Source organism: Endozoicomonas sp. 2B-B (genome assembly GCF_053470045.1).
This window is the reverse complement of the sequence record NZ_JBLZMU010000001.1, coordinates 744,657-769,044: the sequence shown is the minus strand read 5'-3', so window position 1 is coordinate 769,044 and position 24,388 is coordinate 744,657. Positions and strand designations below refer to the sequence as shown.

Genomic DNA, 24,388 nt, shown 5'->3' with positions numbered 1-24,388 from the left:
GAAGATTTTGAAGATAAAAAACAGGTATTAATTGATGTTACTGGAACAGATCTCCTCCCTGGGACTCATGGGCTGGCCCCTGGTCATTATCTCCTGCATCAGTCTGGCTCTTATCCTGGAAAGACTGATCACTTTTACGCTGCTGCCCAGCCTCAATAAAAAAAGCATGAATACCCTGCTCAATGAAGTTCGCGGCTGCTCCCACTGCAATAACAGCCAGAACAAACTCTGCAAAAACCTTGTTGCCGGAAAAGGTGTTCGCAAGGGTATCGCTATTCTGTTGAGCCACAATGACTGCGAAAAAGAGATGCGTGAAGAAGTAGCAGGCCTCTGGCTCCTGAAACAAAAAAACACCCTTCATGCCTGGCTGAAACCACTGATGCTGATTGGTATTCTGGCACCTATGTTGGGACTACTGGGCACCGTTCTTGGCCTTATTGGTATGTTCCAGGGAATTTCTGAAGTACAGGGCCCGGTAACACCGGATATTCTGGCTGGCGGCCTCTGGGAAGCGATGTTCACCACCGCCTTTGGTCTGATGGTGGCCATTCCATCCCTGGCAGCCGCTCACGGTTTTGGCATCTGGGCCAATCACTATGTGTCCAAACTGGAGTTTGCCCTGAACCATGCCAACCTGCTGCTGGAAGGCCTGAAAATGAACGACGATGGCATTGCCCTTAATCAGGAAACCGGCACCTGTCCTGAGGCCGTTCCAGCATGATTCGTATTTCCGATAGTGACGAAACAAACGCCTCTTTTTCCGCAGCGGATCTGACACCGCTGCTGGATGTTGTCTTTATTGTCATGGTTTTCCTTCTGTTCACAGCCAATGTGCAAACCCTGAGTCTGCCTGTGAATCTGCCCGAAGCCAGCCGTGAAGAAGCTGCCCTGACTGAGGAGCCTGAAACACTGACCGTAAGTATTCTGGCAAATGGTCAGCCCTGGGCACTGGCAGAGAATAAATACGACAGTTTTAAAGTGTTTAGTCAGGCGCTGCTGGCCCGCGTCAAGCAAGCGCCTGACACCACGGTCCTGATCGCGGGTGATCAGGAAGCACCTCTGGGAAACCTGGTTGAGCTAATGATGTTTTTAAGTGAGCACGAAATTACTGCCGCACAAGTCCTTATGGAGGAGAAAAGTCCATGAACACAGTGCCCGGAAAGAAGCTTCTGGTCTCTCTGGCAATGGCTTTCCTGCTGCCAGTGTCTCTCTTCACAACGGCAGCAGTGACCAACACCCAGAACAACCGTTCAGCAGAGGAGAAACGTATTGTTTCTGCCGGCAGTGGTATTACTGAAATCATTTACGCACTGGGTGCTGGTGACCAGCTGGTAGCAGTGGATCTCACCAGTAACTACCCTCCTCAGGTTAACAAACTGCCCAAACTCGGCTATCACAAGCAGCTCTCTGCCGAAGGTATTCTGGCACTGAAGCCTGACATGCTCATTGGCACAGACGACATGGGTCCAAAAACCACCATCACTCAACTGGAAATGGCGGGTCTGGAAGTTGAATCCTACGCCACCGACAACTCTGCCGAAAGCATTCACAAGCGAATACATTCGTTGGCGAAATTGCTGGATAAAGAGAAAGAAGGCGACGCTCTCTGGCAATCCATTGAGAACGACCTGAAAGCCTCACAGCAGCTGGCCAAAGGCAAAGATAAACCCAGAGTCCTGTTCCTGCTGGCCATGGAAGGCAGAACCCCCTCCGTTTCCGGTGCCGGTACCGAAGCCAATGCCCTGATCAAGCTGGCCGGTGGTTTTAATCCTGCAGAAGCTCAGTTCAACAGCTATAAACCTCTGTCCAATGAATCGCTGTTGACCCTCGCTCCTGATGTGATTATCTATTCGGATCGTGGTCGTGGCCTCACCATGGAACAGTTGTTCGACAGCCAGCCTGTTTTGAAACAGACGCCTGCGGGTAAAAATGCCCGTGTTATTCCCGTAGACGGTCGATTACTACTGGGAGGTCTGGGTCCCAGAACCGGAGAAACAGCTTTGAGTCTGGCCAAGGCCTTTTATCCGGAATCCTGATCACCGTCACTGAGAACAACAATGAACCCTAGTCGTAAATCGGCACTGTTGCTGATAATGCTGGCCTTGGCCCTGCCAACTGTCATGGTGCTGTCCGTGGGCACCGGTCCGGTGGCCATTGCCCCTCTGGATATTATCTGCATTTTCCTGGATAGACTGGGCATCACTGACAGTCAGGTATCCGACCAGACACGTCTGATCGTAGAATCCATCCGCCTGCCAAGAACACTGATGGGTATCATGATTGGCGGCTCTCTGTCCATTGCCGGTGCTGCCATGCAGGGCTTGTTCAGAAACCCGCTGGCTGATCCCAGTATCATCGGTGTATCCAGCGGCGCGGCCCTTGGAGCGGGTATCGGTATTGTTTTAGGATCGGCGTTTTTCGCAGGATTCTCCAGCCCACTGCTTATGGATTACAGCGTTTCACTGCTGGCTTTTGGCGGCGGCGTTCTTACGACCTGGATCGTTTATAAAATGGGTACCACCAGCAACGGCACCTCTGTTGCTACCATGCTGCTGGCCGGTGTGGCGATCTCTGCACTGGCAGGCGCAGGTATGGGAATCCTGAATTACATTGCTGACGATGCTACTCTCAGAAGCCTGACCTTCTGGCAAATGGGCAGCATAGGTGGTGCCAACTGGAACTTGGTCCTGCTCTGTTTCACCCTTTTAGGTCCAGTTATTTTCTTGCTGTGTCGTTACGGACTGGTTCTCAATGCTATGTTGCTAGGCGAATCCGAAGCCCGACATCTGGGCATTGATGTTCAGAAAACCAAGCTTAAATTGATCCTGGTGACGGCCATGGCGGTCGGTGTCTCTGTATCGGTCGCCGGTATCATTGGCTTTGTCGGACTGGTAGTCCCCCATCTGATTCGTTTGCTGGCAGGACCTGATCACAAAACACTGTTACCTGCCTCAGCCATGCTGGGGGGTATCCTGTTGCTGGCAGCCGATATGATCGCCAGAACCGCTGTCGCCCCCGCTGAACTGCCCATTGGTATTGTCACCGCCCTGATGGGTGCTCCATTCTTCATGTCCCTGCTATGGCAGCAACGCAAAAGGATCGCCTGATGAGTTGTCTCAAGGTTGAAAATGCCACAGTGCAGATTGCTGAAAAGAGACTGCTTGATGCTGTCAGTCTTTCAGTCGCTCCCGGTGAAATAGTCACAGTTCTGGGCCCTAACGGGGCTGGTAAAAGCACCCTGATGAAAGTCATCAGTGGAGAGCAAAAGCCTTCTTCAGGAAAGGTACTGTTAAATGACAGAACTGATTGGGGACTGCAACAACAAGCTCTTATGCTGGGCGTGTTACCTCAGTCTTCCTCACTGAGCTTTCCTTTCACGGTTGCAGAAGTGGTTATTCTGGGACGCATTCCCTGTGCTACAGACCGGACAGAAAATCTGGCCATCGTTGAGGCGGCACTGACAGAAGTCGATGGTCTGCATCTGAGAGATCGTCGGTACACCACCCTTTCCGGTGGTGAACGACAGAGGGTTCATATGGCCAGAGTGTTGGCCCAGATCTGGGACGAACCGGATTTTGGCAAACGCTACCTGTTGCTGGACGAACCCACTTCAGCACTGGATCCGGCTCATCAGCAACTGACTCTGAAAATGGCCCGCAAGCAGGCTGAGAAAGGTGTAGGTGTAATGGTTATTCTGCACGATCTTAATCTGGCAGCCCGTTACTCAGACCGTCTGGTGATTCTAAAAGAAGGGGCTATAGCAGCCCAGGGAACACCCCATGAAGTGTTGACCGCCGAAACATTACAGGCTGTGTTTGATGTGGATGTTACGATTTCGGAGCATCCAGCTCATGGCTGTCCTTTGGTTATCAATAATTAATCTCTGTTGAGACCATTTCACAATTTCTCATCCCCCTCGAACGCCAGGATGAGAAATTGGTTCCTTTAATTTTATACCTACGCAACTAAAAATAAACGTACAGATTCAAAAAACAGGCGCACCATAACAGCCAATTCGAACTCAATAATATCTGTTGTCTTCACCCCAATTTCCAAAATATTCCGATAGCAACTGGTCCCACTCATCCTGATTTTTTGTATGTTTACTCATGTTAGCGAGATTGATTTCCAGCCAGTATTGCTCGTCATGGCCTTCAGGCAACGAATTAAAAAATTCAATGGTTGTTAAGGGGCTAACGGCAATGTTTTGATGAAGCAGACAGTGTTTGGCTATTCTTAATTGACTCTCTTCTGAGCATTCTTTCCAAAATTGATGAAAATATTCCCGATACACTTTGAGGTAATAATTACAAAAATGAGCTTTGTAAGCTTCCATTTCAGCCAGAGGCAGGCCATCTGTTTGCAGGGATGAGATTGAGTTGTTTTGTATACTTTCGCTACTGTCCTCAGGAATGTCCTTCAGGCAATCATCATGCTCATCCGTACTTTTGGCATTGACGCCAAAGTCTATGTATTTGTCATTGGATTCAGGGAACAGAACAAGGTTCATAACATTTAACATCAACGACAAAACTGATTCCCGGGAAAAGTCATTGTCTTTGAGGCTATTGAGGGGGCATAATTCTTCAAGTGGATTTCCAGTCGTACTATTATAATCTCCTTCTTTCAGGAAGGTGGTTCTGAACTCAAAATACACATCTTTGAGATCTTTGATTTGACTATGATAGAACTCCCGATTATTCCGGACAAAATTTATTGCATTGGCCGTACTTTTAAATTCAATGGCGAAAAGTCCATAAATGATTTTATGAAGTTGCTGTGGATAAGTTTTGATAATTTCATCAATATGTTCGGACAGAATATCCCGGCTTAAATCATCCAGCGATGTTGAGAAATAGCATAAATAATCACTCTTCCCCATCACCTCCAGCCAATTTTCCAGATTGAACTCATTGTTCTCATTAACACAGGACTGATACAGGATTCGGGAAATCTGGGATGTACTTTCAAGTACCTCGCCATCCTTACCACCTGGAGTGAAAAACCGAACATTGTCTAATACCGATGATGAAAACCGCTCACCTTCAAAAGAACATTGTGAGAAAAAGCAACTGTCAACAATGGCACTGTTTAACCGCTCTGTATTGAATTTACATTGCTGAAATGTAATGGATGGCAGTATTGTACCCCTCATTGAACAGCCGCTGAAATCAATGCTTTTTATAGTACTCAAATCCTTCAGCTCAAAACCATCCAGGGAATCCAGCTTGCCCTCCAACAGTTGTGGGTTTTGCTCAAACAGCAACTGTATGCGCTCTTCGCCACAAGAGCTGACGATACCTTTGATGCCCGGGTGATGCTTACTGTCTTCAGAGGTTAACTCACGGTAGAGGACTGACCAGGATTCCCGAAAAAGCTGTTCCAGCGGACGCCCGTCGGGCCAGTGGCTGAAGCGTTTTTTTAGTGTACCCAACAATTGCCGCTGTCCTTCGAGAGAACTCATCTCTAGTTTGCTCCACTCGTCAAGCAAAGACACAGGATTGGAAAAACAGGTCTCTTGTGCCAGAGTGTGCTTAATCACACTCTGGTAGTCACTGGTTGACTGAGTAATGATTTTCTCATTACGGGCGAGGGCCTCCAAACCAGGGAATCCACCTGAATATGGGATTGGTTCTTTATAAATTTTTGCATCCATACGGCCGAGTGTTTCAGAAGTCAGGCGCAAAGACATGGCCCCACCAGGTCTGTACCTGGAATTATCTGCCAGCTGCTCCATGACCCGGGTAAATGTGTATTCGGTGTTGCTTTTGATCCTGTGAGCTATATGCCCCGCACTGAAATGATGCGGTTTCATCCCGATCTGATGACGTCGTTCAAAGGAGCTCAGGACAGCTTCATTTTCCAGACTGATCAAAACCTGTCCATTGTCCCGTTCCCCACGCGACCAAAAGCCTAACGTATGCCCGAGGCAGAACTGTCTGGCGGGGTTTGCCGAAATGCCGTGGGGCAGACCCGGACGGTAATGCACAAGACGTCCTGCACGAATACGACAATGGATTTCCCAATTGAGCCATTCTTCGTCACTGAAGTTCAGCAATTCTTTAAGAAAGGCTTTTTTGCCGGTGTTTACCGGAGTATCGATATCCGCTGCCACAACAAGGTTCATATCACCCAGGCAACCGTGATAGTCGGCCAGGGCGTCCAGCCATTGCTCTTCCAGGTCGTTGATATCTGGTCGCTCCCCACCAATACCCAACTCTGCCAGTTCCCTGAACAATGCTTCAACCACCGCTTTACTGTGTCCGGGAAAGGTGAGGGTCAGTTGATTTTCAAAGCTCAGGGCTTCAGGCAGGCTCGGGGGAGAAAACAGAATACTGCCGCCTTCACAGACGGCCGATTCGAGTTCTACTGCCCGAACCGGTGAGGCGCTGAGGTGGGCGGCATCCAGTTGTTCCGTAGTCAAATAACTAACGCTCTGGCCTGTCAGTTTGGCAAAACCGTGGCTGAATTCAGCCAGTTGTACTTTTACTTCAACGTCTGTGCCGGTTCTTGAGCTGACCCTTGCAGGTAAGGCAGAGACAGGCAGGGGCGTTTTGATGGCTGGCAGTTTTGCAATAAACGGCACGTCGGCGTTTAATGATGCCCGGCACTTGTTAGCAATGTCCTGCAGAATCGTCACTGTGTTATCAATGGTATTGTGATCCTTTGCCTGCCATCGTGATTTATCTTTGGCTAACTGCACGGCCATGCCTTCACAATCATTGACCAGGCTGGTCAGGTCACTGCGCCAGTCGCGGTAACGCTCTTTCAGGGCATGCTTGGGATCATTCAGGGCAAAGTTGGCATATTTAACCCGGCTCGCCAGACGGTGCAATCCCCGATCCAGGGCCAGATTATCAGCCAGTTTATTGCCCGCTTCCCGGGACAACTTCAGGGTCATCCGGGTAATGGGTTGGCCATCGGCATCCAGTAACTGGCTGATACCGATCTGCCCGCCGCGAATATCCCGGCCTTTAACCGGCAGCCAACCGCCTCGGATACCCGCCGCCTCTACAGCCCTGTATTCCGCCATGGATACCCTCTCACCTGCCTCCAGGCTTTTGGGAAAGCGGGTGGTCAGCCAGGCAATGCGATCATGGATAGTCTGTCGTAGCCAGCTGCGGTCACCGGGCAGAAAACCGCTGTGTTCGATGAGCTGGTCCAGGGCCTGCCAGTCAACCTGCCGCAAGATATCTTTCAGGGTATGGCCCAGTAAGTCATCCTCTAATTGCTCAAGAATATCGACGCAAGGGTTGTCGATTGGCAACGAGTTCATGGGGGGTGCCTGAGGGTTCCGCAGTTTATTCAGCAGCAAGGGCATGGAGGAAAAGTCATCCGTTTTCGAGGCGGGCTCTGGTTTTTCAGGACACGGGTAGCGAGTTGCCATCCCGGCATAATCCCAGTGGAACATGACCGGCTCCCCTTCCGGGGTTAGTTCAATGCCCTCCCAGGCACTGTTCACCATGCTTTCGTTACCGACAATCACATTAATCAGCAATAATCTGGCCCACTGCTCTGAAGAAAGAGAGCGCAGCGTCGCCTCGCCGCCTTTGAGCTTGCCCTGCCATTGTTCGGGAACGGGACTGACCACATAAAAATGACCCTGCTCCTCATGAACAAAACTCTGAGGGACTGTGATGCCCAGCAGCCCGGCAAGGTTAGCCATTAGCAGCTGGTTGCGGGCGCTTAGCTCACAGCTCGCCGGTTTGACGGAATATACTTGTTGGCTAACGGGGTCGTTGTAAAGCGCCGCTGGCCAGGTGCTATGACATTCTTCCATGGCAGCACTTTTCATGGCACCAGCTTGCGGAGTCAGTTTTGCCAGAGAGAAGGACGATGCCGGTGGTTCTGTCAGCTGTCCGGTATAGGGCGTAATCAACCCCCGAACAACACCGGACTGTTCACCTATGCTAAACAGCTGATAACTAAAGGGCGAAGGATGGTGCTCCCACTGCTTCTTAGTGTTTTCACAGCGGGTGGCGGCACCGATGCTGAAGAAATGTTTGTGGTTTGCTTCACTGTCCTGCAACTTGATCGGACACCAGAGGTCACCCTGCCTGGCAATCACCCGGCAGACCTCTTCGGCCAGCAGGCGCCAGTCTTGCCTCTTGAGATCATCCTGACAGTCAGCAAAACACTCCAGCCGATCCATGTAAAAGCATCTTCTGACCCGCATGACTTCCAGCGTATCTGCATCGTGGAGCAGACTGCGCAGGGTTTGTATCGCCTCGGGCAGATGCTCGCAGCCCTTCGGATTATCCTTGTGGCAAATGGCTTCACCACACTGCCAGGCCAGGGACTGATCCACGCCGATGTTGCGCAGATGTTCCCTCAGATTGTCAGCACTGGCCCGCTCCCACTCCAACGTATCGAAACCATCGCCTTCACGGCCAGTATCGTGAAACAGGCAGGTTTTGATCAGCAAGGGTATCATTTGGTCGGGAAATTCCCACGCCAGGCGATCGCCGTGCAGTTTACGCTGTTGCAACAGGGCTACTGCCCAGATCGCCGCCCGGCAACTGTGCTGGAGACCGTGAACCTTGCGGGCAATGGTCCCGGCAGGAGGTGAGATGTGTGATGGACGATAAGGCTGAAGCAAGGCTGTTTTTGCTACCTGAGTGGATTCAATCAACGATGGATCAATGACCGGCCAATGGGCTGTTTCGGTTTCGCCTGTTTTCGGACACTTTTCTACCGGTTCACTGATCAGCGTTGCCAGCGATGTACTACTGATTTTCGAGGTAATATCAGCAACGGTTACATTACGTTTATGCCCGGCCTGACAATCAATTTTGATTGCCTGATTCCACTTTTCAGAAGCAGCACCGGGGAGCATGACCTCTTCAAGTTCACTCACTTTCCTGGTGGCAAAGGCGACGCCTGTGTTAACACTATTGTCAGATGAAGGGATACAACCGGCAAAAGATAGCTGTTCTGTTGTTCCACCTACTGTTTTCCTGGGGAGCGAATCCATTTTTTTAGCCCTCACTGCTGTCCTTGTAATAAGTACCTAACCAGTTGGTTTCCTCCATTGTCAGGGCTAAAAATCCAGACGATGCGTAATATGCTCGCAGGCAGGCTGAAAAAGGTGTGGGTGTCCTGGTCATTCTGGTCATTCTGTTATTCGAACTCAATAATATCTGTTGTCTTCACCCCACTTTCCAAAATATTCCGGCATCAAGCGGTTCCACTCATCCTCATTTTTTGTATGTTTACCCATGTTAGCAAGATAGATTTCCAGCCAATATTGCTCGTCCTGGTCTTTAGACAACAAATCCATAAATTCCTTGGTTGTTATAGGGCTAACGGCAATATTTTGATGACGCAAACAGTGTTTTGCAATTGTTAATTGAATCTCTTCTGAGCATTCTTTCCAGAGTCGATGAAAATATTCCCGGCACTCACTAAGGTGTAATTTACAAAAATGAGCTTTGAACTCTTGCATTTTAACCAGAGGCAAGCCGTCTGTTTTCAGGGATAAAATGGAGTTGTTTTCTGTACTTTCGCTATTGACCTCAGGAATATCCTTCAAGCAATCGTCATGCTCATCCGCGCTGTTGGTATTACCGCTAAAGTCTATGTATTTATCATTGTATTCAGGGAACAGAACAAGATTAATAACATTTAATATCAATGCCAAAACCGCTTGCCGGGAAGCATCATTGTGTTTCAGGCGATCCTTGGCAAATAATCTTTCCAATGGACTTAATCGCATGTTGACACAACGTACTTCTTTCAGGAAGGTCGCTCTTAAATCAAAATACCAATCTTTGAGATCTTTGATTTTGCAATCACAGAATTCCGGATTATTTTCGATAAAACTTACTGCATTGGCAGTATTTTCAAATTCAAAGAAAAAAAGTACATCAGTAATTTGACAAAGTTTTTTTGGATAAGTGCTTTTAATTTCATTAATATTTTGGGACAGAACATCACTGATTAAATTCTCCAGCGGTGTTGAGTCGTAGTGTAGAAAATCACTTTTTATCATCACATCCAGCCATTGTCCCAGATTGAACTCATTATTCTGATTAATACACGACTGATATATGATTCGGGAAAGTTGGCGTGTTCTTTCAAGTACCAGGCCATCATTACCCGCTGGAGCGTAAAAACGAACCTTTTCTAATTGCAATGATGAAAACCGCTTACCTTCAAAAGAACATTCGCTGAAAAAGCTATAGTCAACAATGGCACTGTTTAACAGCTCTGTATTAAATTTACATTCGCTAAAATGAGTGGATTGCAGTCTTGTTCCCTCCATTGAACAGCCGCTGAAATCAATCCTTTCTATGCGACCCTCACTATTTAACTTAAGGCCATCCAGGGAATCCAGCTTGCCCTCCAACAGTTGTGGGTTTTGCTCAAACAGCAACTGTATTTGCTCTTCGCCACAACACTTGACGAGTCCTTTGATGCCTTCGTGATACTCGCTGCCTTCAGAGATTAACTCGTGGTAATAGATTGACCAGGATTCCCGGAAAAGCTGTTCCAGCGGACGTCCGTCGGGCCAATGGCTAAAGCGTTTCTTTAGTGTACCCAACAATTGCCGCTGTCCTTCGAGAGAACTCATCTCAAGCTTGTATAACTCGTCAAGCAGGGACACGGGATTGGAAAAACGAGTCTCTTGTAAACTACTGTGCTCAATCACACTTCGGTAGTCATAGGTCGATCGCGTAATGATTTTCTCATTACGTGTGAAGGCTTCCAAACCAGAAAATTCCTTCCCATAATGCTTTTCATTCCTATAAATTTCTGCATCCATACGACCGAGTGTTTCAGAAGTCAGGCGCAAAGACATGGCCCCACCAGGTCTGTATCTGGAATTATCCTCCAGCCCCTCCATGACTCGGAAAAATATGTATTTTGTGTCGCAATTCATCCTTGTTACCGTATGCATCGCACCGATATCATGGGGTTCCATACCGATCTGACTACGTCTTTCAAAAGAGTTCAGGGCAGCTTCATTTTCCAGGCTGAGCAAAAACTGTTCACTGTTCCGCTCCTCCTTTGCATGAAAGTTTAAATTGTGCCCAAGGCAGAAGTTCCTGGCGGGGTTTACCGAAATGCCATGGGGAAATCCCGGACGGAATTGCACCCAACGTCCTGCGCGAATACGAGAGTGGGTGTCCCATTTCAGTTCACTGAGATTCAGCAACCGTTTAAGAAACGCTTTTTTGCTGGTGTTTACCGGGGTATTGATATCCGCTGCCACAGCACGGTTCATATTACCAAGGCAGCCGTGGTAGTCGGCCAGGGCGTCCAGCCATATCGCCTCCAGATCGTTGGTATCCGGCCGCTCCCCGTCAATGCCCAGCTCTGCCAGCTCCCTGAACAATGCTTCAACCACGGTTTTACTGTGTCCCTCAAAGGTGAGGGTCAGTTGATTTTCATAACTCAGGGCATCAGGCAGGTTCGGAGGTGAAAACAGGATACTGCCACCTTCACAGACGGTCGATTCAAGTAATACAGCCCGAACCGGTGGGGTGGTCAACCGGGCTTCCTTCAGTTGTTCCGGACTCAAATAACTGACGCTCTGGCCTGTCAGTTTGGCAAAACCATGGCTGAATTCAGCCAGTTCTACTGTCGCTTCAACCTCTTCGCCAATTCTTGAACTGACTCGTGCAGGAAAGACAGGGACGGGCAGTGGTGTTTTGATGGCTGGCAGTTCTGCAATATAGGGTACGTCGTCGCTTAACGATGCCCGGCACTTGCTAACAATGTCCCACAAAACCTTCACGGTCATATCAATGGTATCGTGATCCTTTGCGTGCCATCGTGTTTTATCTTTAGCTAACTGTCTGGCCATTCTCTCACAATCATTGGCCAGGCTGGCCAGGTCACTGCGCCAATCGCGGTAACTGCCATTCAGGGCAAAGTTGGTATATTGAACCCGGCGCGCCAGACGGTGCAACCCCCGATCCAGGGCCAGATTATCAGCCAGTTTATTGCCCGCTTCCCGGGACAACTTCAGGGTCATCCGGGTAATGGGTTGGCCATTGGCATCCAGTAACTGGCTGATACCGATCTGCCCGCCGCTGATATCCCGGCCTTTGACCGGCAGCCAACCACCACGGATACCCGCCGCCTCTATCGCCTTGTATTCCGCCATGGATACCCGCTCACCTGCCTCCAGACTGTTGGGAAAGCGAGTGGTCAGCCAGGCAATGCGATCATGAATAGTCTGTCGTAACCAGCTGCGGTCACCGGGCAGAAAACCGCTGTGTTCGATGAGCCGGTCCAGGGCCTGCCAGTCAACCTGGCGCAAGATATCTTTCAGGGTATGGCCCAGCAAGTCATCCTCTAATTGCACGAGAATATCGACGCAGGGGTTATAGATCGGCAACGAGTTCATGGAGGGCGCCTGAGGGTCCCGCAGTTTTTGCAGCAGCACGGGCATGGAGGAAAAGTCATCCGTTTTGGGGGCGGGCTCTGGTTTTTCAGGACACGGGTAGCGAGTTGCCATCCCGGCATAATCCCAGTGAAACATGACCGGCTCCCCTTCCGGGGTCAGTTCAATGCCCTCCCAGGCACTGTTTACCATACTTTCGTTACCGACAATTACATTAATCAGCAATAATCTGGCCCACTGCTCTGGAGACAAAGAGCGCAGCGTCGCCTCGCCGCCTTTGAGCTTGCCCTGCCATTGTTTGGGGACAGGACTGACCACATAAAAACGATCCTGCTCCTCATGAACAAAACTTTGAGGTACTGTGATGCCCAGCAGCCCGGCAAGGTTAGCCATTAGCAGCTGGTTGCGGGCGCTTAGCTCACAGCTCGCCGCTTTGACGGAATATACTTGTTGGCTGATGGGGTCGGTGTAAAGCCCCGCTGACAAGGTGCAGCTTTGGCATTCTTCCATGGCAGCAGCTTGCGGGGTCAGTTTTGCCAGGGAGAAAGACGATGCCGGTGGTTCTGTCAGCTGTCCGGTATAGGGCGTAATCAACTCCCGGACAACACCGGACTGCTCACCTATGCTAAATAGCTGATAACTGAAGGGCGAAGGGTGGTGCTCCCAATGCTTCTTAGTGTTTTGACACAGGCTGCCGGTACCGATACTGAAGAAATATTCGCAGTTTGCGTCACTGTCCTGCAACTTGATCGGAGACCAGAGGTCACCCTGCCTGGTAATCACCTGGCAGACCTCTTCGGCCAGCAGGCGCCAGTCTTGCCTCTGCCGATCATCCTGACAGGCAGCGAAACACTCCAGCCGATCCATGTAAAAGCATCCTCTGACCCGCATAACATCCAGCGTATCTGCGTCATGGAGCAGGCTGCGCAGGGTCTGTATCGCCTCGGGCAGACGCTCGCAGCCCTTCGGATTATCCTTGTGGCAAATGGCCTCACCACACTGCCAGGCCAGGGACTGATCCACGCCGAAGTTGCGCAAGTGTTCCCTCAGGTTGTCAGCACTGGCCCGCTCCCACTCCGGCGTGTCGTTCCCATCGCCTTCACGACCCGTGTCGTGAAACAGACAGGTTTTGATCAGCAGGGGTATCATTTGGTCGGGAAATTCCCGCGCCAGGCGATCGCCGTGCAGTTTACGCTGTTGCAACAGGGCTACTGCCCAGATCGCCGCCCGGCAACTGTGCTGGAGACCATGTACCTCACGGGCAATGGTCCCGGCAGGAGGTGAGATGTGTGATGGGCGATAAGGCTGAAGCAAGGCTGTTTTCGCTACCTGAGTAGATTCAATCAACGATGGATCAATGACCGGCCAATGGGCTGTTTCGGTTGCAGCTATTTTTGGACGCTTTTTTAACGGTTCAATGGTCAGCGCTGCCAGTGATGTGCCACTGATTTTCGAGGTAATCTCAGCAACGGTTACATTACGTTTATGCCCGGCCTGACAATCAATTTTGATTGCCTGATTCCACTTTTCAGAAGCAACATCCGGGCGCATTAGCTTTTCACTTATACTTACTTTTTTGGCAAAAGCGACGCCTGTCTTAGCACTATTGCCAGAGGAACGGATACAACCAGCAAAAGCTGGCTGTTCTGTTGTTTTAATAGGAAGCGGATCCATTTTTTAGTCCTCGCATCTGCCCTTGTTACACCAATCTGATTAAGACGAACCTGATCGAATGTGATTTTCGACTTTTTATCCAACAATTAGTTCCCTCCATTGTCAGGGCTAAAAATCCAGACGATGCGTAATATGCTCGCAGGCAGGCTGAGAAAGGTGTGGGTGTCCTGGTCATCTGGTCATTCTGGAAGGACTGAATGAGTTTGAAACACCGCATTGCAGGCTGGCTGCTGCCCGAGATGACAATCAGATAACTTCGGCTCCAAGCCTGCCGAATGGCAAGAGGTGTTGAGGGGGGCAGGCAATTCGAACTTAATAAAATTCGGGGGTGGTGGCCCATTCCCCAAATTCGTCCACAAGCAGCGAAGCCCACTCTTTATGAATTTTTATATGTTTTTCCATGTTAGCTCTATAGAGCTTCAGCCAATTTTCCACATCCTGACCTTTACACAACAATGTTATAAATTCCCGGGTTGTTGAAGGGCTAACGGCAACATTTTGATGACGCAAACAGTGTTTGGCTATTGTTAATTGACTCTTTTCTGAGCATTCTTCCCAGAATTGATGAATATAGTCTCGGTACTCTTTAAGGTAACTGTCACATAGCCAAGCCTTGTAATGTCGCATTTCAACCAGAGGCAGGGCATCTTTTTTCAGGGATGAGATTGAGTTGTTTTGTGTAGTTTCGCTACTTACCTCAGGAATGGCCTTCAAGCAATAGTCATGCTCATCCGCGCTGTTGGCATTGACGACAAAGTCTATATATTGATCATTGGATTCCGGGAATAGAACGAGGTTAATAACATTTAACATCAACGCCAAAACCGCTTCCCGGGAAAAGTCGTTGGGTTTGACGCTGTAGAGTTTGAATAATTCTTCAAATGGATCACCTTGCGTCTCATTATAATCTCCTTTTTCCAGGAATAGGGTTCTGAACTCAAAATACAAATCTTTGAGATCTTTGATTTTGCGATCATAAAATTCCCGATTACTCCTGACAAAATTTATTGCATTGGCAGTGTTTTTAAATTCGATGGAAAAAAGCCCGTAAAGAATACGACAAAGTTGCTGTGGATACTTTGTGTTAATTTCATCAACATTTTGGGACAGAATATCACGACTCAAATCATCCAGCAGTGCTGAGTCCCCGCGTAGACAATAGCTTTTGCCCATCAGTTCCAGCCATTGTTGCAGATTGAACTCATTGTGCTCATTAACACACGACTGATACAGGATTCGGGAAAGCTGGTGTGTGCTTTCATATACCAAGCCATCCTGATCATTTTCAACGTGAAAACGGGAATTGTCTAATATCGATGATGAAAACCGCTTGCCTTCAAAAGAACATTTGGCGAAAAAGCCGTTCTCAATGGTGGCATTATTTAACAGCTCTGTCTTGAATTTACACTCCTCAAATGAAACGGATTGCAACACTGTGCCATTCATTGAACAGCCTCTGAAATCAATCCCTTTTATATTAAACCCACCCTTCAGCTTAAGACCATCCAGGGAATCCAGCTTGCCCTTCAACAGTTGTGGGTTTTGCTCAATCAGCGACTGAATGCCCTTTTCACCACAAACCTTGACGAGACTTTTGATGCTTTTGTCAAACTGGCTGCCTTCACAGGTTATCTCATGGTAAAGGACTGACCAGGATTGCCGAAAAAGCTGTTCCAGCGGGCGCCCATCAGGCCAGTGGCTAAAGCGTCTCTTCAAAATAGACAACAATTGCCGCTGACTTTCGCTAGAGCTGATATCAAGCAGGTTCAACTCGTCAAACAAGGACAGAGGGTTGGAAAAACGAGTCTCCTGTGGATTAGCCGAATTATTGTGCTGAATCAAACTCTGGTAGTCACAGGTTGACTGCTTAATGATTTTCTCATTACGAGCAAAGGCGTCCAAACCAAGGGCCTTATTAAACTGACATTGATTATCATAAATTTCTGCATCCATACGGCCGAGTGTTTCAGAAGTCAATTTCATACACATGATCCCATTTTCATAAACCCGCCCTGAATAATCCGCCAGCTCCGCGTCCTCGATGATTCGGGTAAATGCATATCCGGTGTCGCATTTCATCCTGCGCAACGAAGCCCTGGGATTGATATGCCAGGTAGGTTCCATCCCGATCTGAGTACGTCGTTCAAAGGAGCTCAGGGTAGCGTCATTACTCAGGCTATCGATCATAAATCGTTCTTCGCTCCCTTCCCGATCTGCACAAAATTGTATATCGTGCGCGGGGCAGAACTTTCTGTCGGGGGTTGCCGAAATGCCTTGGGGCGAGCCCGGACGTAGTTGCACCCAACGTCCTGCGCGAATACGAGAATGGATTTCCCAGTCAAGCAATTCTTCGTCAATGAAGTTCAGCACTTCTTTAAGAAAGGCTTTTTTGCCGATGTTTACCGGCGTATTTAGATCGGCTGCCACGGCAAGGTTCATATCACCAAGGCAGCCATGGCAGTCAGCCAGGGCGTCCAGCCATTGCTCCTCCAGGTCGGTGGTATCCGGCCGCTCCTCATCAATGCCCAGCCCTGCCAGTTCCCTGAACATTGCTTCAACCACTGCTTTGCTGTGTCCCCTAAAGGTGAGGGTCAGCTGATTTTCAAAGCTCATGGCCTCAGGCAGGTTCGGAGCAGAAAACAAAATACTGCCGCCTTCACAGACGACCGATTCGAGCTCAACGGCTCGTACCGGTGAGGCACTCAGGCGAGTAACCTTCAGTTGTTCCGGACTCAAATAACTGACCTTCTGGCCTGTCAATTTGGCAAAACCATGGCTGAATTCAGCCAGTTCTACTTTTGCTTCAACTTCTTCGCCGATTCTTGAACTGACTCGTGCAGGAAAGACAGGGGCGGGCAATGGCATTTTAATGACTGGCAGTTTTGCAATGGACGGCAGATCGGCGGCTAACGACGCCCGGCACTTGCTAGCAATGTCCTGCAGAATCGTCACGGTATTAGCAATGCTATCCTGATCCTTTTCGTGCCATCGTGTTTTATCTCCGATTAACTGCTCCGCCATGCCGTCACAGTCTTTGGCCAGGCTGGTCAGGTCACTGCGCCAGTCGCGGTAACGTCTGTTCAGGGCAGAGTTGGTATATTTAACCCGGCTGGCCAGACGGTGCAATCCCCGTTCCAGGGCCAGGTTGTCAGCCAGTTTATTGCCCGCTTCCCGGGACAACTTGAGGGTCATTCGGGTGATGGGTTGGCCATTGGCATCCAGTAACTGGCTGATACCGATCTGCCCGCCCCGTATATCCCGGCCTTTGACTGGCAGCCAACCGCCACGGATACCCGCCGCCTCGATCGCCTTGTATTCCGCCATGGATACCCGCTCACCCGCTTCCAGGCTGTTGGGAAAGCGGGTGGTCAGCCAGGCAATACGATCATGAATAGTCTGCCGTAACCAGCTGCGGTCACCGGGCAGAAAGCCGCTGTGTTCGATCTGCCGGTCCAGGGCCTGCCAGTCAATCTGCCGCAAGATATCCTTCAAGGTATGGCCCAGTAAGTCATCCTCTAATTCTGAAAGAATATCGACGCAGGGGTTATAAATCGGCAACGAGTTCATGGGGGGCGCCTGAGGGTTCCTCAGTTTTTGCAGCAACAAGGGCATGGAGGAAAAATCATCCGTTTTCGAGGCGGGCTCTGGTTTTTCAGGACATGGGTAGCGGGTCGCCATCCCGGCATAATCCCAGTGGAACATGACCGGCTCCCCTTCCGGGGTCAGTTCGATGCCCTCCCAGGCACTGTTGACCATATTTTCGTTACCGACAATCACATTGACCAGCAATAATCTGGCCCACTGCTCTGGAGACAGAGAGCGCAGAGTTGCCTCCCCGCCTTTGAGCTTGCCCTGCCATTGTTCGGGAACAGGACTGACTACATAAAAATGACCCTCTTCCTGATGGACAAAGCTTTGCGGAACTGTGATGCCCAGCAGCCCGGCGAGGTTGGCCATAAGTAGCTGGTTGCGGGCGCTTAGCTCACAGCTCGCCAGTTTGATGGAATAAACCTGTTGGCTAACGGGATCGCTGTAAAGCCCTGCTGGCCAGGTGCTGCTCTGGCATTCTTCCATGGCCACACTTTGCTGGGTCAGTTTTGCCAGAGAGAAGGACGATTCCTGTGGTTCTGTCAGCTGTCCGGTATAAGGCGTAATCAACTCCCGGACAACACCGGACTGCTCACCTATGCTAAACAACTGGTAACTAAAGGGTGAAGGGTGGTGCTCCCATTGCTTTTTGGTGTTTTCACACAAACTGGGGTCACCGATGCTGAAGAAATGTTCGAGGTTTGTATTGCTGTCCTGCAACTTGATCGGGTACCAGAGGTCACCCTGCCTGGCGATCACCTGGCAGACCTCTTCGGCCAGCAGGCGCCAGTCTTGCCTCTGCTGATCATCCTTACAAGTAGCAAAACACTCCAGCCGATCCATGTAAAAGCTTTCTCTGACCCGCATAACATCCAGCGTATCCGCGTCATGGAGCAGACTGCGCAGGGTCTGTATCGCCTCGGGCAGATGCTCGCAGCCCTTGGGGTTATCCTTGTGGCAAATGGCCTCACCACACTGCCAGGCCAGGGACTGATCCACGCCGAAGTTACGCAGGTGTTCCCTCAGGTTGTCAGCACTGGCTCGCTCCCAATCCGGCGTATCGTTCCCATCGCCTTCACGACCCGTATCGTGAAAAAGGCAGGTTTTGATCAGCAGCGGTATCATCTGGTCAGGAAATTCCCGCGCCAGACGATCGCCGTGCAGTTTACGCTGTTGCAACAGGGCTACTGCCCAGATTGCCGTCCGGCAACTGTGCTGGAGACCATGAACCTGGCGGGCAATAGCCTGTGCAGGAGGCGCGATGCTGCAAGGACGATAAGGCTGAAGCAAGGCCGTTTTCGCTACCTGAGTGGATTCAATCAACGATGGATCAATGACCGGCCAATGGGCTGTTTCGGTTGCAGCTATTTTCGGACGCTTTTTTACCAGTTCAATGGTCAGCGTTTCCAGCCCTGTCTCAATGATTTTTGGGGCAATATCAGTGAAGGCTACTTTCTGCTCGTTATTTCGCATGTAATGAATATTGGCTGCCTCATCCCGCTTTGCAGAAGCAACATCCGTGGGCATTAACTCTCTACTTATACTCACTTTTCTGGCAAAAGCGGTGCCTGTCTTATCAATATTTTCAGATAAACTTGAGCCGACAAAAGGCGCCTCTTCTCTTGTTCCACCTACTGTTTTACTGAGGAGCGAATCCATTTTTTTAGCCCTCACTACTGTCCTTGTAATGTTGACCTTCTTGAGTCAAACCGAATCCATTGAAACTTAGACAGTTTATCCAGTCAGTTAGTTCCATCCATTCTGTGAAGACTGGACCAAACTGTGAGATTGGCTCCATACCTGCCGAATCACAACATCACCTTGTCTATTGTTAAAAGTGCCTCACTGAGGAGGGCAGGCAACTCGAACTTAATAAAATTCGGTGGATCTGGCCCATTCGCCAAATTCGTCAACAAGCAACGGAATCAACTCACTCTGAATTTCTATATGTTTTCCGATGTTAGCGAAATGGATGTTGCGCCAATTTTCCTCGCCGTGTTCTTTAGATAACAAATTAAAAAATGCTTCGGTTGTTTTGGGGCTAACGGCAACATTTTGATGACGCAAGCAGTGTTTGGCTATTGTTAATTGACTCTCCTCTGAGCACTCTTCCCAGAATTGATGAATATAGTTCCGGTACTCTTGAAGGCGAAACCTGCAAAGACGAACTTTGTAACGTTCCATTTCAACCAGAGGCAGGTCATCTGTGTTACTTTGTGTACTTGTGCTACTTACTTCTGGAATGGCCTTCAGGCAATAGCCATGCACATCCGCGCTATTGGCATTGACGCCAAAGTCTATGTACTGATCATTGGATTCAGGAAACAGAACAAGGTTAATAACATTTAACATCAACGCCAAAACCGCTTCACGGGAATAATCACTGCGTTTGACGCGATAGAGTTTAAATAATTTATCAAATGGAGTCCCTGATTCATGCAGATATTTTCCTTCTTTCAGGAAGTTGGTTCTGAACTCAAAATACAAGTCTTTGAGATCTTTGATTTTGAGATCATAGAATTTCGGATTATTACTGGCAAAATTTATTGCATTGGCAGTACTTTTAAATTCAATGGAAAAAAGTCCATGAATAATTTTACAAAGTTGCTTTGGATAAGTGTTTTTAATTTCTTCAATGTGTTGGGACAGAATATCCCGGCTTAGATCATCCAGCGGTGTTGAGCCGAAGCGTAGAAAATCACTTTTTCCCATCACCTCCAGCCATTGTTCCAGATTAAACTCATTGTTCTCATTAATGCACGACTGATACAGGATTTGGGAAAGATGACGTGTACTTTCATAGATCACGCCATCCTCATAACCTTCAGAGTGAAAATGGGCATTGTCTAATAGCGATGATGTAAACCGCTGACCTTCAAAAAAACATCCCTTGAAAGAACCTTTTTCAACAGTAGCACTGCTTAACAACTCTATATTGAATTTACACCCCTCAAATGAAACGGATTGCAACACTGTGCCGTTCATTGAACAGCCCCTGAAATCAATCCTTTTTATACTAGCCCTACCATTCAGCTTAAGACCATCCAGGGAATCCAGCTTGCCCTCCAACAATTGTGGGTTTTGCTCAAACAGCAACTGTATGCCCTCTTCACCACAAACCTTGACGAGACTTTTGATGCCTTTGTCAAACTGGCTGCCTTTACAGGTTATCTCAAGGTAAAGGATTGACCAGGATTGCGGAAAAAGCTGTTCCAGTGGGCGCCCGTCGGGCCAGTGGCTAAAGCGTTTCTTTAGCCTGCGCAACAATGCCTGACCTTCGGGAGAACCCATCTCAAGCAGTTTCAACTCGTCAGACAAGGACACAGGATTGGAAAAACGGGTCTCTTGTAAATCACTGTGCTGAATCACACTTTGGTAGTCACCTGCTGACTGCGTAATGATTTTATCATTACGGGCGAAGGCGTCCGAACCAAAGAATCCCAACGCAATTTGGCTTTGGTTGTTATAAATCTGTGCATCCAGACGGCCAAATGTTGCAGAATCCAGGCGCATACACATAAACCCACCTCTATTTTGCCTGGAATTAGCCGCCAGCTCCTCATCCATGACTCGGGCAAATGCATATTCGGCATCGCATTTCATCCTGAGTGCCGAAACATTCCCGGTTGGATCTATCCCGATCTGAGTACGTCGTTCAAAGGAATTCAGGGTCGCTTCATTTTCCAGACTCTCGACCACAAACTTTCCACTGCTGCTTTGCTGCAATGCAGAATAGTTTAGATCGTGCGCGGGGCAGAACTTCCTGGCGGGGTTTGCCTCGATACCATGGGGCAACCCCGGGCGATAATGCACCAGACGTCCTGCGCGAATACGACAATGGATTTCCCAAACCAGTTCTTCGTCACTGAGGTTCAGAAGCTCTTTAAGAAATTTCTTTTTGCGGGTGTTTACCGGAGTATTGATCTTCGCTGCCACGTCAAGGTTCATATCACCAAGGCAGCCGTGGTAGTCGGCCAGTGCGTCCAGCCATTGCTCTTCCAGGTCAGGGATATCTGGTCGCTCCCCACCAATGCCCAGCTCTGCCAGTTCCCTGAACAATGCTTCAACCACCGCTTTAGTGTGTCCCGGAAAAGTGAGGATCAATTGATTTTCAAAGCTCAGGGCTTCAGGCAGGTTCGGAGGAAAAAACAGAATACTGCCGCCTTCACAGACGGCCGATTCGAGTTCAACTGACCGAACCGGTGGGGCGATCAGGTTGGCATGATCCATTTGTTTCTGACTCAAATAACTGACGCTCTGGCCTGTCAGTTTGGCAAAACCGCGGCTGAATTCAGCCAGCTGTACTTTCGCTACATCGTTTTTGCCGGTTCTTGAACTGATTCGTGCAGGCAAGGACGTGAAAGGCAGTGGAGTGTCGATGGTTGGCAGTCTTGCAATGGAGGGCATGTCGGCAGCTAACGATGCCCGGCACTTTTTAACAATGTCCCGCAAAATCATCACGGTATTATCAATGGCATAGTGATCCTTTTCGTACCATCGTGTTTTATCTTTGGTTAACTGCTCGGCCATTCCCTCACAGTCGTTGGCCAGGCTGGCCAGGTCACTGCGCCAGTCACGGTAATCGTGGTTCGGGAGGTTTTTGGAATTATTCAAGGCAAAGTTGGCATATTCAACCCGGATGGCCAGACGGTGCAATCCCCTTTCCAGAGCCAGGTTATCTGCCAGTTTATTGCCCGCTTCCCGGGACAACTTGAGGAACATCCGGGTGATGGGTTGGTCATTGGCATCCAGTAACTGGCTAATACCGATCTGCCCGCCCCGGACATCACGGCCTTTAACCGGCAGCCAACCGCCACGGATACCCGCCGCCTCTATCGCCTTGTATTCCGCCATGGATACCCGCTCACCCGTCTCAAGGCTGTTGGGAAAGCGAGTGGTCAGCCAGGCAATACGATCGTGAATAGTCCGCCGTAACCAGCTGCGGTCACCGGGCAGAAAACCGCTGTGTTCGATCAGCCGGTCCAGGGCCTGCCAGTCAACCTGGCGCAAGATATCTTTCAGGGTATGGCCCAGCAAGTCATCATCCAATTGCGCGAGAATATCGACGCAGGGGTTGTGGATCGGGAACGAGTTCATGGGGGGAGCCTTGGGGTCCCGCAGTTTATTCAGCAGCACCGGCATGGAGGAAAAGTCATCCGTTTTGGAGGCAGGTTCTGGCTTCTCGGGACAGGGGTAGCGAGTCGCGAGCCCGGCAAAGTCCCAGTGGAACATCACCGGCTCCCCTTCCGGGGTCAGTTCAATGCCCTCCCAGGCACTGTTAACCATATTTTCATTACCAACAATCACATTAATCAGCAATAATCTGGCCCACTGCTCTGGAGACAAAGAGCGCAGGGTCTCCTCCCCACCTTTGAGCTTACCCTGCCATTCCCCGGGGACACGACTGACCACATAAAAATGACCCTCTTCCTGATGGACAAAGCTCTGAGGTACTGTGATGCCCAGCAGTCCGGCGAGGTTGGCCATCAGTAACTGGTTGCGGGCACTTAGCTCACAGCTCGTCGGTTTGATGGAGTAAACCTGTTGGTTAATGGGATCGTTGTACAGCCCCGTTGGCCAGCTACCCGAGCAGTCTTTCATGGCAGTAGTTTGGGGGTTCAGTTGTGCCAGTGAGAAAGACGATGCCGATGGTTCTGCCAGCTGTCCGGTATAAGGCGTAATCAGCCCCCGGACAACATTGGACTGCTTAGCTATGCTAAAGAGCTGATAACTGAAGGGCGAAGGATGGTGCTCCCACTGCTTTTTGGTGCTCTCGCACTGGCTGTCGGCACCGATGAAGAAGAAATGTTCGCGGTTTGCAGGACTGTCATGCAAGGTTATCGGATAAAAGAGGTCACCCTGCCCGGCAATCACCTTACAGACCTCTTTGGCCAGCGAGCGCCACTCTTCCCTCTGGTGATCATCCTGGCAGGTAGCAAAACACTCCAGCCGGTCCATGTAAAAGCATCCTCTGACCCGCATAACATCGAGCGTATCCGCATCATGGAGCAGGCTGCGCAGGGTCTGTATTGCTTCTGGCAGATGTTTGCAGCCCTTCGGGTTATCCTTGTGGCAAATCGCTTCACCACATTGCCAGGCCAGGGACTGTTCCATGCCACAGTTGCGCAGGTGTTCCCTCAGGTTGTCAGCACTGGCCCGCTCCCACTCCAGCGTATCGCGCCCATCGCCTTCACGACCAGTGTCGTGAAACAGGCAGGCTTTAATCAGCAGGGGGACCATGTGGTCGGGAAATGCCCGCGCCAGGCGATCGCCGTGCAATTTACGCTGTTGCAACAGGGCTACTGCCCAGATTGCCGTCCGGCAACTGTGCTGGACACCATGAACGGGGCGGGCAATAGCCTGTGCATGAGGCACGATAATGTTAGGACAATAATGCTGAAGCAAGGCCGTTTTCGCTACCTGAGTGGATTCGATCAACGATGGATCAATGACCGGCAAATGGGCTGTTTCAGTTGCAGCTATTTTCGGACGTTTTACCGGTTCAATGGTCAGCGTTTCCAGCCCTGTCTCTATTGTTTTCGGGAGAATATCAGTAGCGGCCCGTTTGTGCCCGATCTTGTGCGAGAAATCATTATTGTCCGCGTCAACCCACTTTGCAGAAGCCACATCTGTGGGCATTAACTCTTCACTTATACTCACTTTTCTGGCAAAAGCGCTGCCTGTCTTATCAATATTTTCAGATAACCTTGAGTCTTCAAAAGGCGCCCGTACTTTTCCTGCGTTGATAGGGAGCAAATCCATTTTTTTAGCCCT

At 49.7% G+C, this 24,388-nt stretch carries 9 protein-coding genes; 5 read left to right on the top strand and 4 right to left on the bottom strand.

The window, feature by feature from the left end:
* Positions 1 to 34: 34 nt before the first annotated feature.
* From ACOMHB_RS03080 to ACOMHB_RS03060, 5 genes are read left to right on the top strand one after another with little or no spacing between them, the layout of a single operon-like run.
* Positions 35 to 721: a MotA/TolQ/ExbB proton channel family protein gene (locus ACOMHB_RS03080; RefSeq protein WP_422452054.1), complete on the top strand. Its 687-nt coding sequence runs from the start codon at positions 35 to 37 to the stop codon at positions 719 to 721.
* On the top strand, positions 718 to 1,146 hold the full coding sequence (locus ACOMHB_RS03075; RefSeq protein ID WP_422136534.1) for an ExbD/TolR family protein: 429 nt from the start codon (positions 718 to 720) through the stop codon (positions 1,144 to 1,146). The genes ACOMHB_RS03080 and ACOMHB_RS03075 overlap by 4 nt, the downstream gene beginning before the upstream one ends.
* On the top strand, positions 1,143 to 2,036 hold the full coding sequence (locus tag ACOMHB_RS03070) for a heme/hemin ABC transporter substrate-binding protein (protein ID WP_448215454.1): 894 nt from the start codon (positions 1,143 to 1,145) through the stop codon (positions 2,034 to 2,036). The genes ACOMHB_RS03075 and ACOMHB_RS03070 overlap by 4 nt, the downstream gene beginning before the upstream one ends.
* 21 nt (positions 2,037 to 2,057) lie before the next feature.
* Positions 2,058 to 3,107: a FecCD family ABC transporter permease gene (locus ACOMHB_RS03065; protein ID WP_448215453.1), complete on the top strand. Its 1,050-nt coding sequence runs from the start codon at positions 2,058 to 2,060 to the stop codon at positions 3,105 to 3,107.
* Entirely contained in the window at positions 3,107 to 3,880 is a 774-nt protein-coding gene (locus tag ACOMHB_RS03060; protein WP_448215452.1) for a heme ABC transporter ATP-binding protein, read from the top strand. Before ACOMHB_RS03065 ends, ACOMHB_RS03060 begins: the two co-directional genes overlap by 1 nt.
* A 141-nt stretch (positions 3,881 to 4,021) precedes the next feature.
* On the opposite strand, the gene ACOMHB_RS03055 is transcribed toward ACOMHB_RS03060, so the two are convergent.
* The 4 genes from ACOMHB_RS03055 to ACOMHB_RS03040 all read right to left on the bottom strand — a co-directional run bounded on the left by ACOMHB_RS03055 (position 4,022) and on the right by ACOMHB_RS03040 (position 24,376).
* On the bottom strand, positions 4,022 to 8,974 hold the full coding sequence (locus ACOMHB_RS03055; RefSeq protein WP_448215451.1) for a SidE phosphodiesterase domain-containing protein: 4,953 nt from the start codon (positions 8,972 to 8,974) through the stop codon (positions 4,022 to 4,024).
* Between the two features lie 156 nt (positions 8,975 to 9,130).
* Positions 9,131 to 14,026, bottom strand: coding sequence for a SidE phosphodiesterase domain-containing protein (locus ACOMHB_RS03050; RefSeq protein WP_448215450.1), 4,896 nt, complete (start codon positions 14,024 to 14,026; stop codon positions 9,131 to 9,133).
* Positions 14,027 to 14,338: 312 nt separating this feature from the next.
* Positions 14,339 to 19,273: a SidE phosphodiesterase domain-containing protein gene (locus ACOMHB_RS03045; protein ID WP_448215449.1), complete on the bottom strand. Its 4,935-nt coding sequence runs from the start codon at positions 19,271 to 19,273 to the stop codon at positions 14,339 to 14,341.
* Positions 19,274 to 19,483: 210 nt separating this feature from the next.
* Complete coding sequence (locus ACOMHB_RS03040) at positions 19,484 to 24,376, bottom strand: SidE phosphodiesterase domain-containing protein (protein WP_448215448.1); 4,893 nt, start codon at positions 24,374 to 24,376, stop codon at positions 19,484 to 19,486.
* Between the last annotated feature and the right edge of the window lie 12 nt (positions 24,377 to 24,388).

Coding starts and splice junctions, on each gene's coding strand:
- ACOMHB_RS03075 (WP_422136534.1), top strand. CDS start 718: ATGATTCGTATTTCCGATAGTGACGAAACAAACGCCTCTTTTTCCGCA.
- ACOMHB_RS03040 (WP_448215448.1), bottom strand. CDS start 24,376: ATGGATTTGCTCCCTATCAACGCAGGAAAAGTACGGGCGCCTTTTGAA.
- ACOMHB_RS03065 (WP_448215453.1), top strand. CDS start 2,058: ATGAACCCTAGTCGTAAATCGGCACTGTTGCTGATAATGCTGGCCTTG.
- ACOMHB_RS03045 (WP_448215449.1), bottom strand. CDS start 19,273: ATGGATTCGCTCCTCAGTAAAACAGTAGGTGGAACAAGAGAAGAGGCG.
- ACOMHB_RS03080 (WP_422452054.1), top strand. CDS start 35: ATGTTACTGGAACAGATCTCCTCCCTGGGACTCATGGGCTGGCCCCTG.
- ACOMHB_RS03050 (WP_448215450.1), bottom strand. CDS start 14,026: ATGGATCCGCTTCCTATTAAAACAACAGAACAGCCAGCTTTTGCTGGT.
- ACOMHB_RS03070 (WP_448215454.1), top strand. CDS start 1,143: ATGAACACAGTGCCCGGAAAGAAGCTTCTGGTCTCTCTGGCAATGGCT.
- ACOMHB_RS03055 (WP_448215451.1), bottom strand. CDS start 8,974: ATGGATTCGCTCCCCAGGAAAACAGTAGGTGGAACAACAGAACAGCTA.
- ACOMHB_RS03060 (WP_448215452.1), top strand. CDS start 3,107: ATGAGTTGTCTCAAGGTTGAAAATGCCACAGTGCAGATTGCTGAAAAG.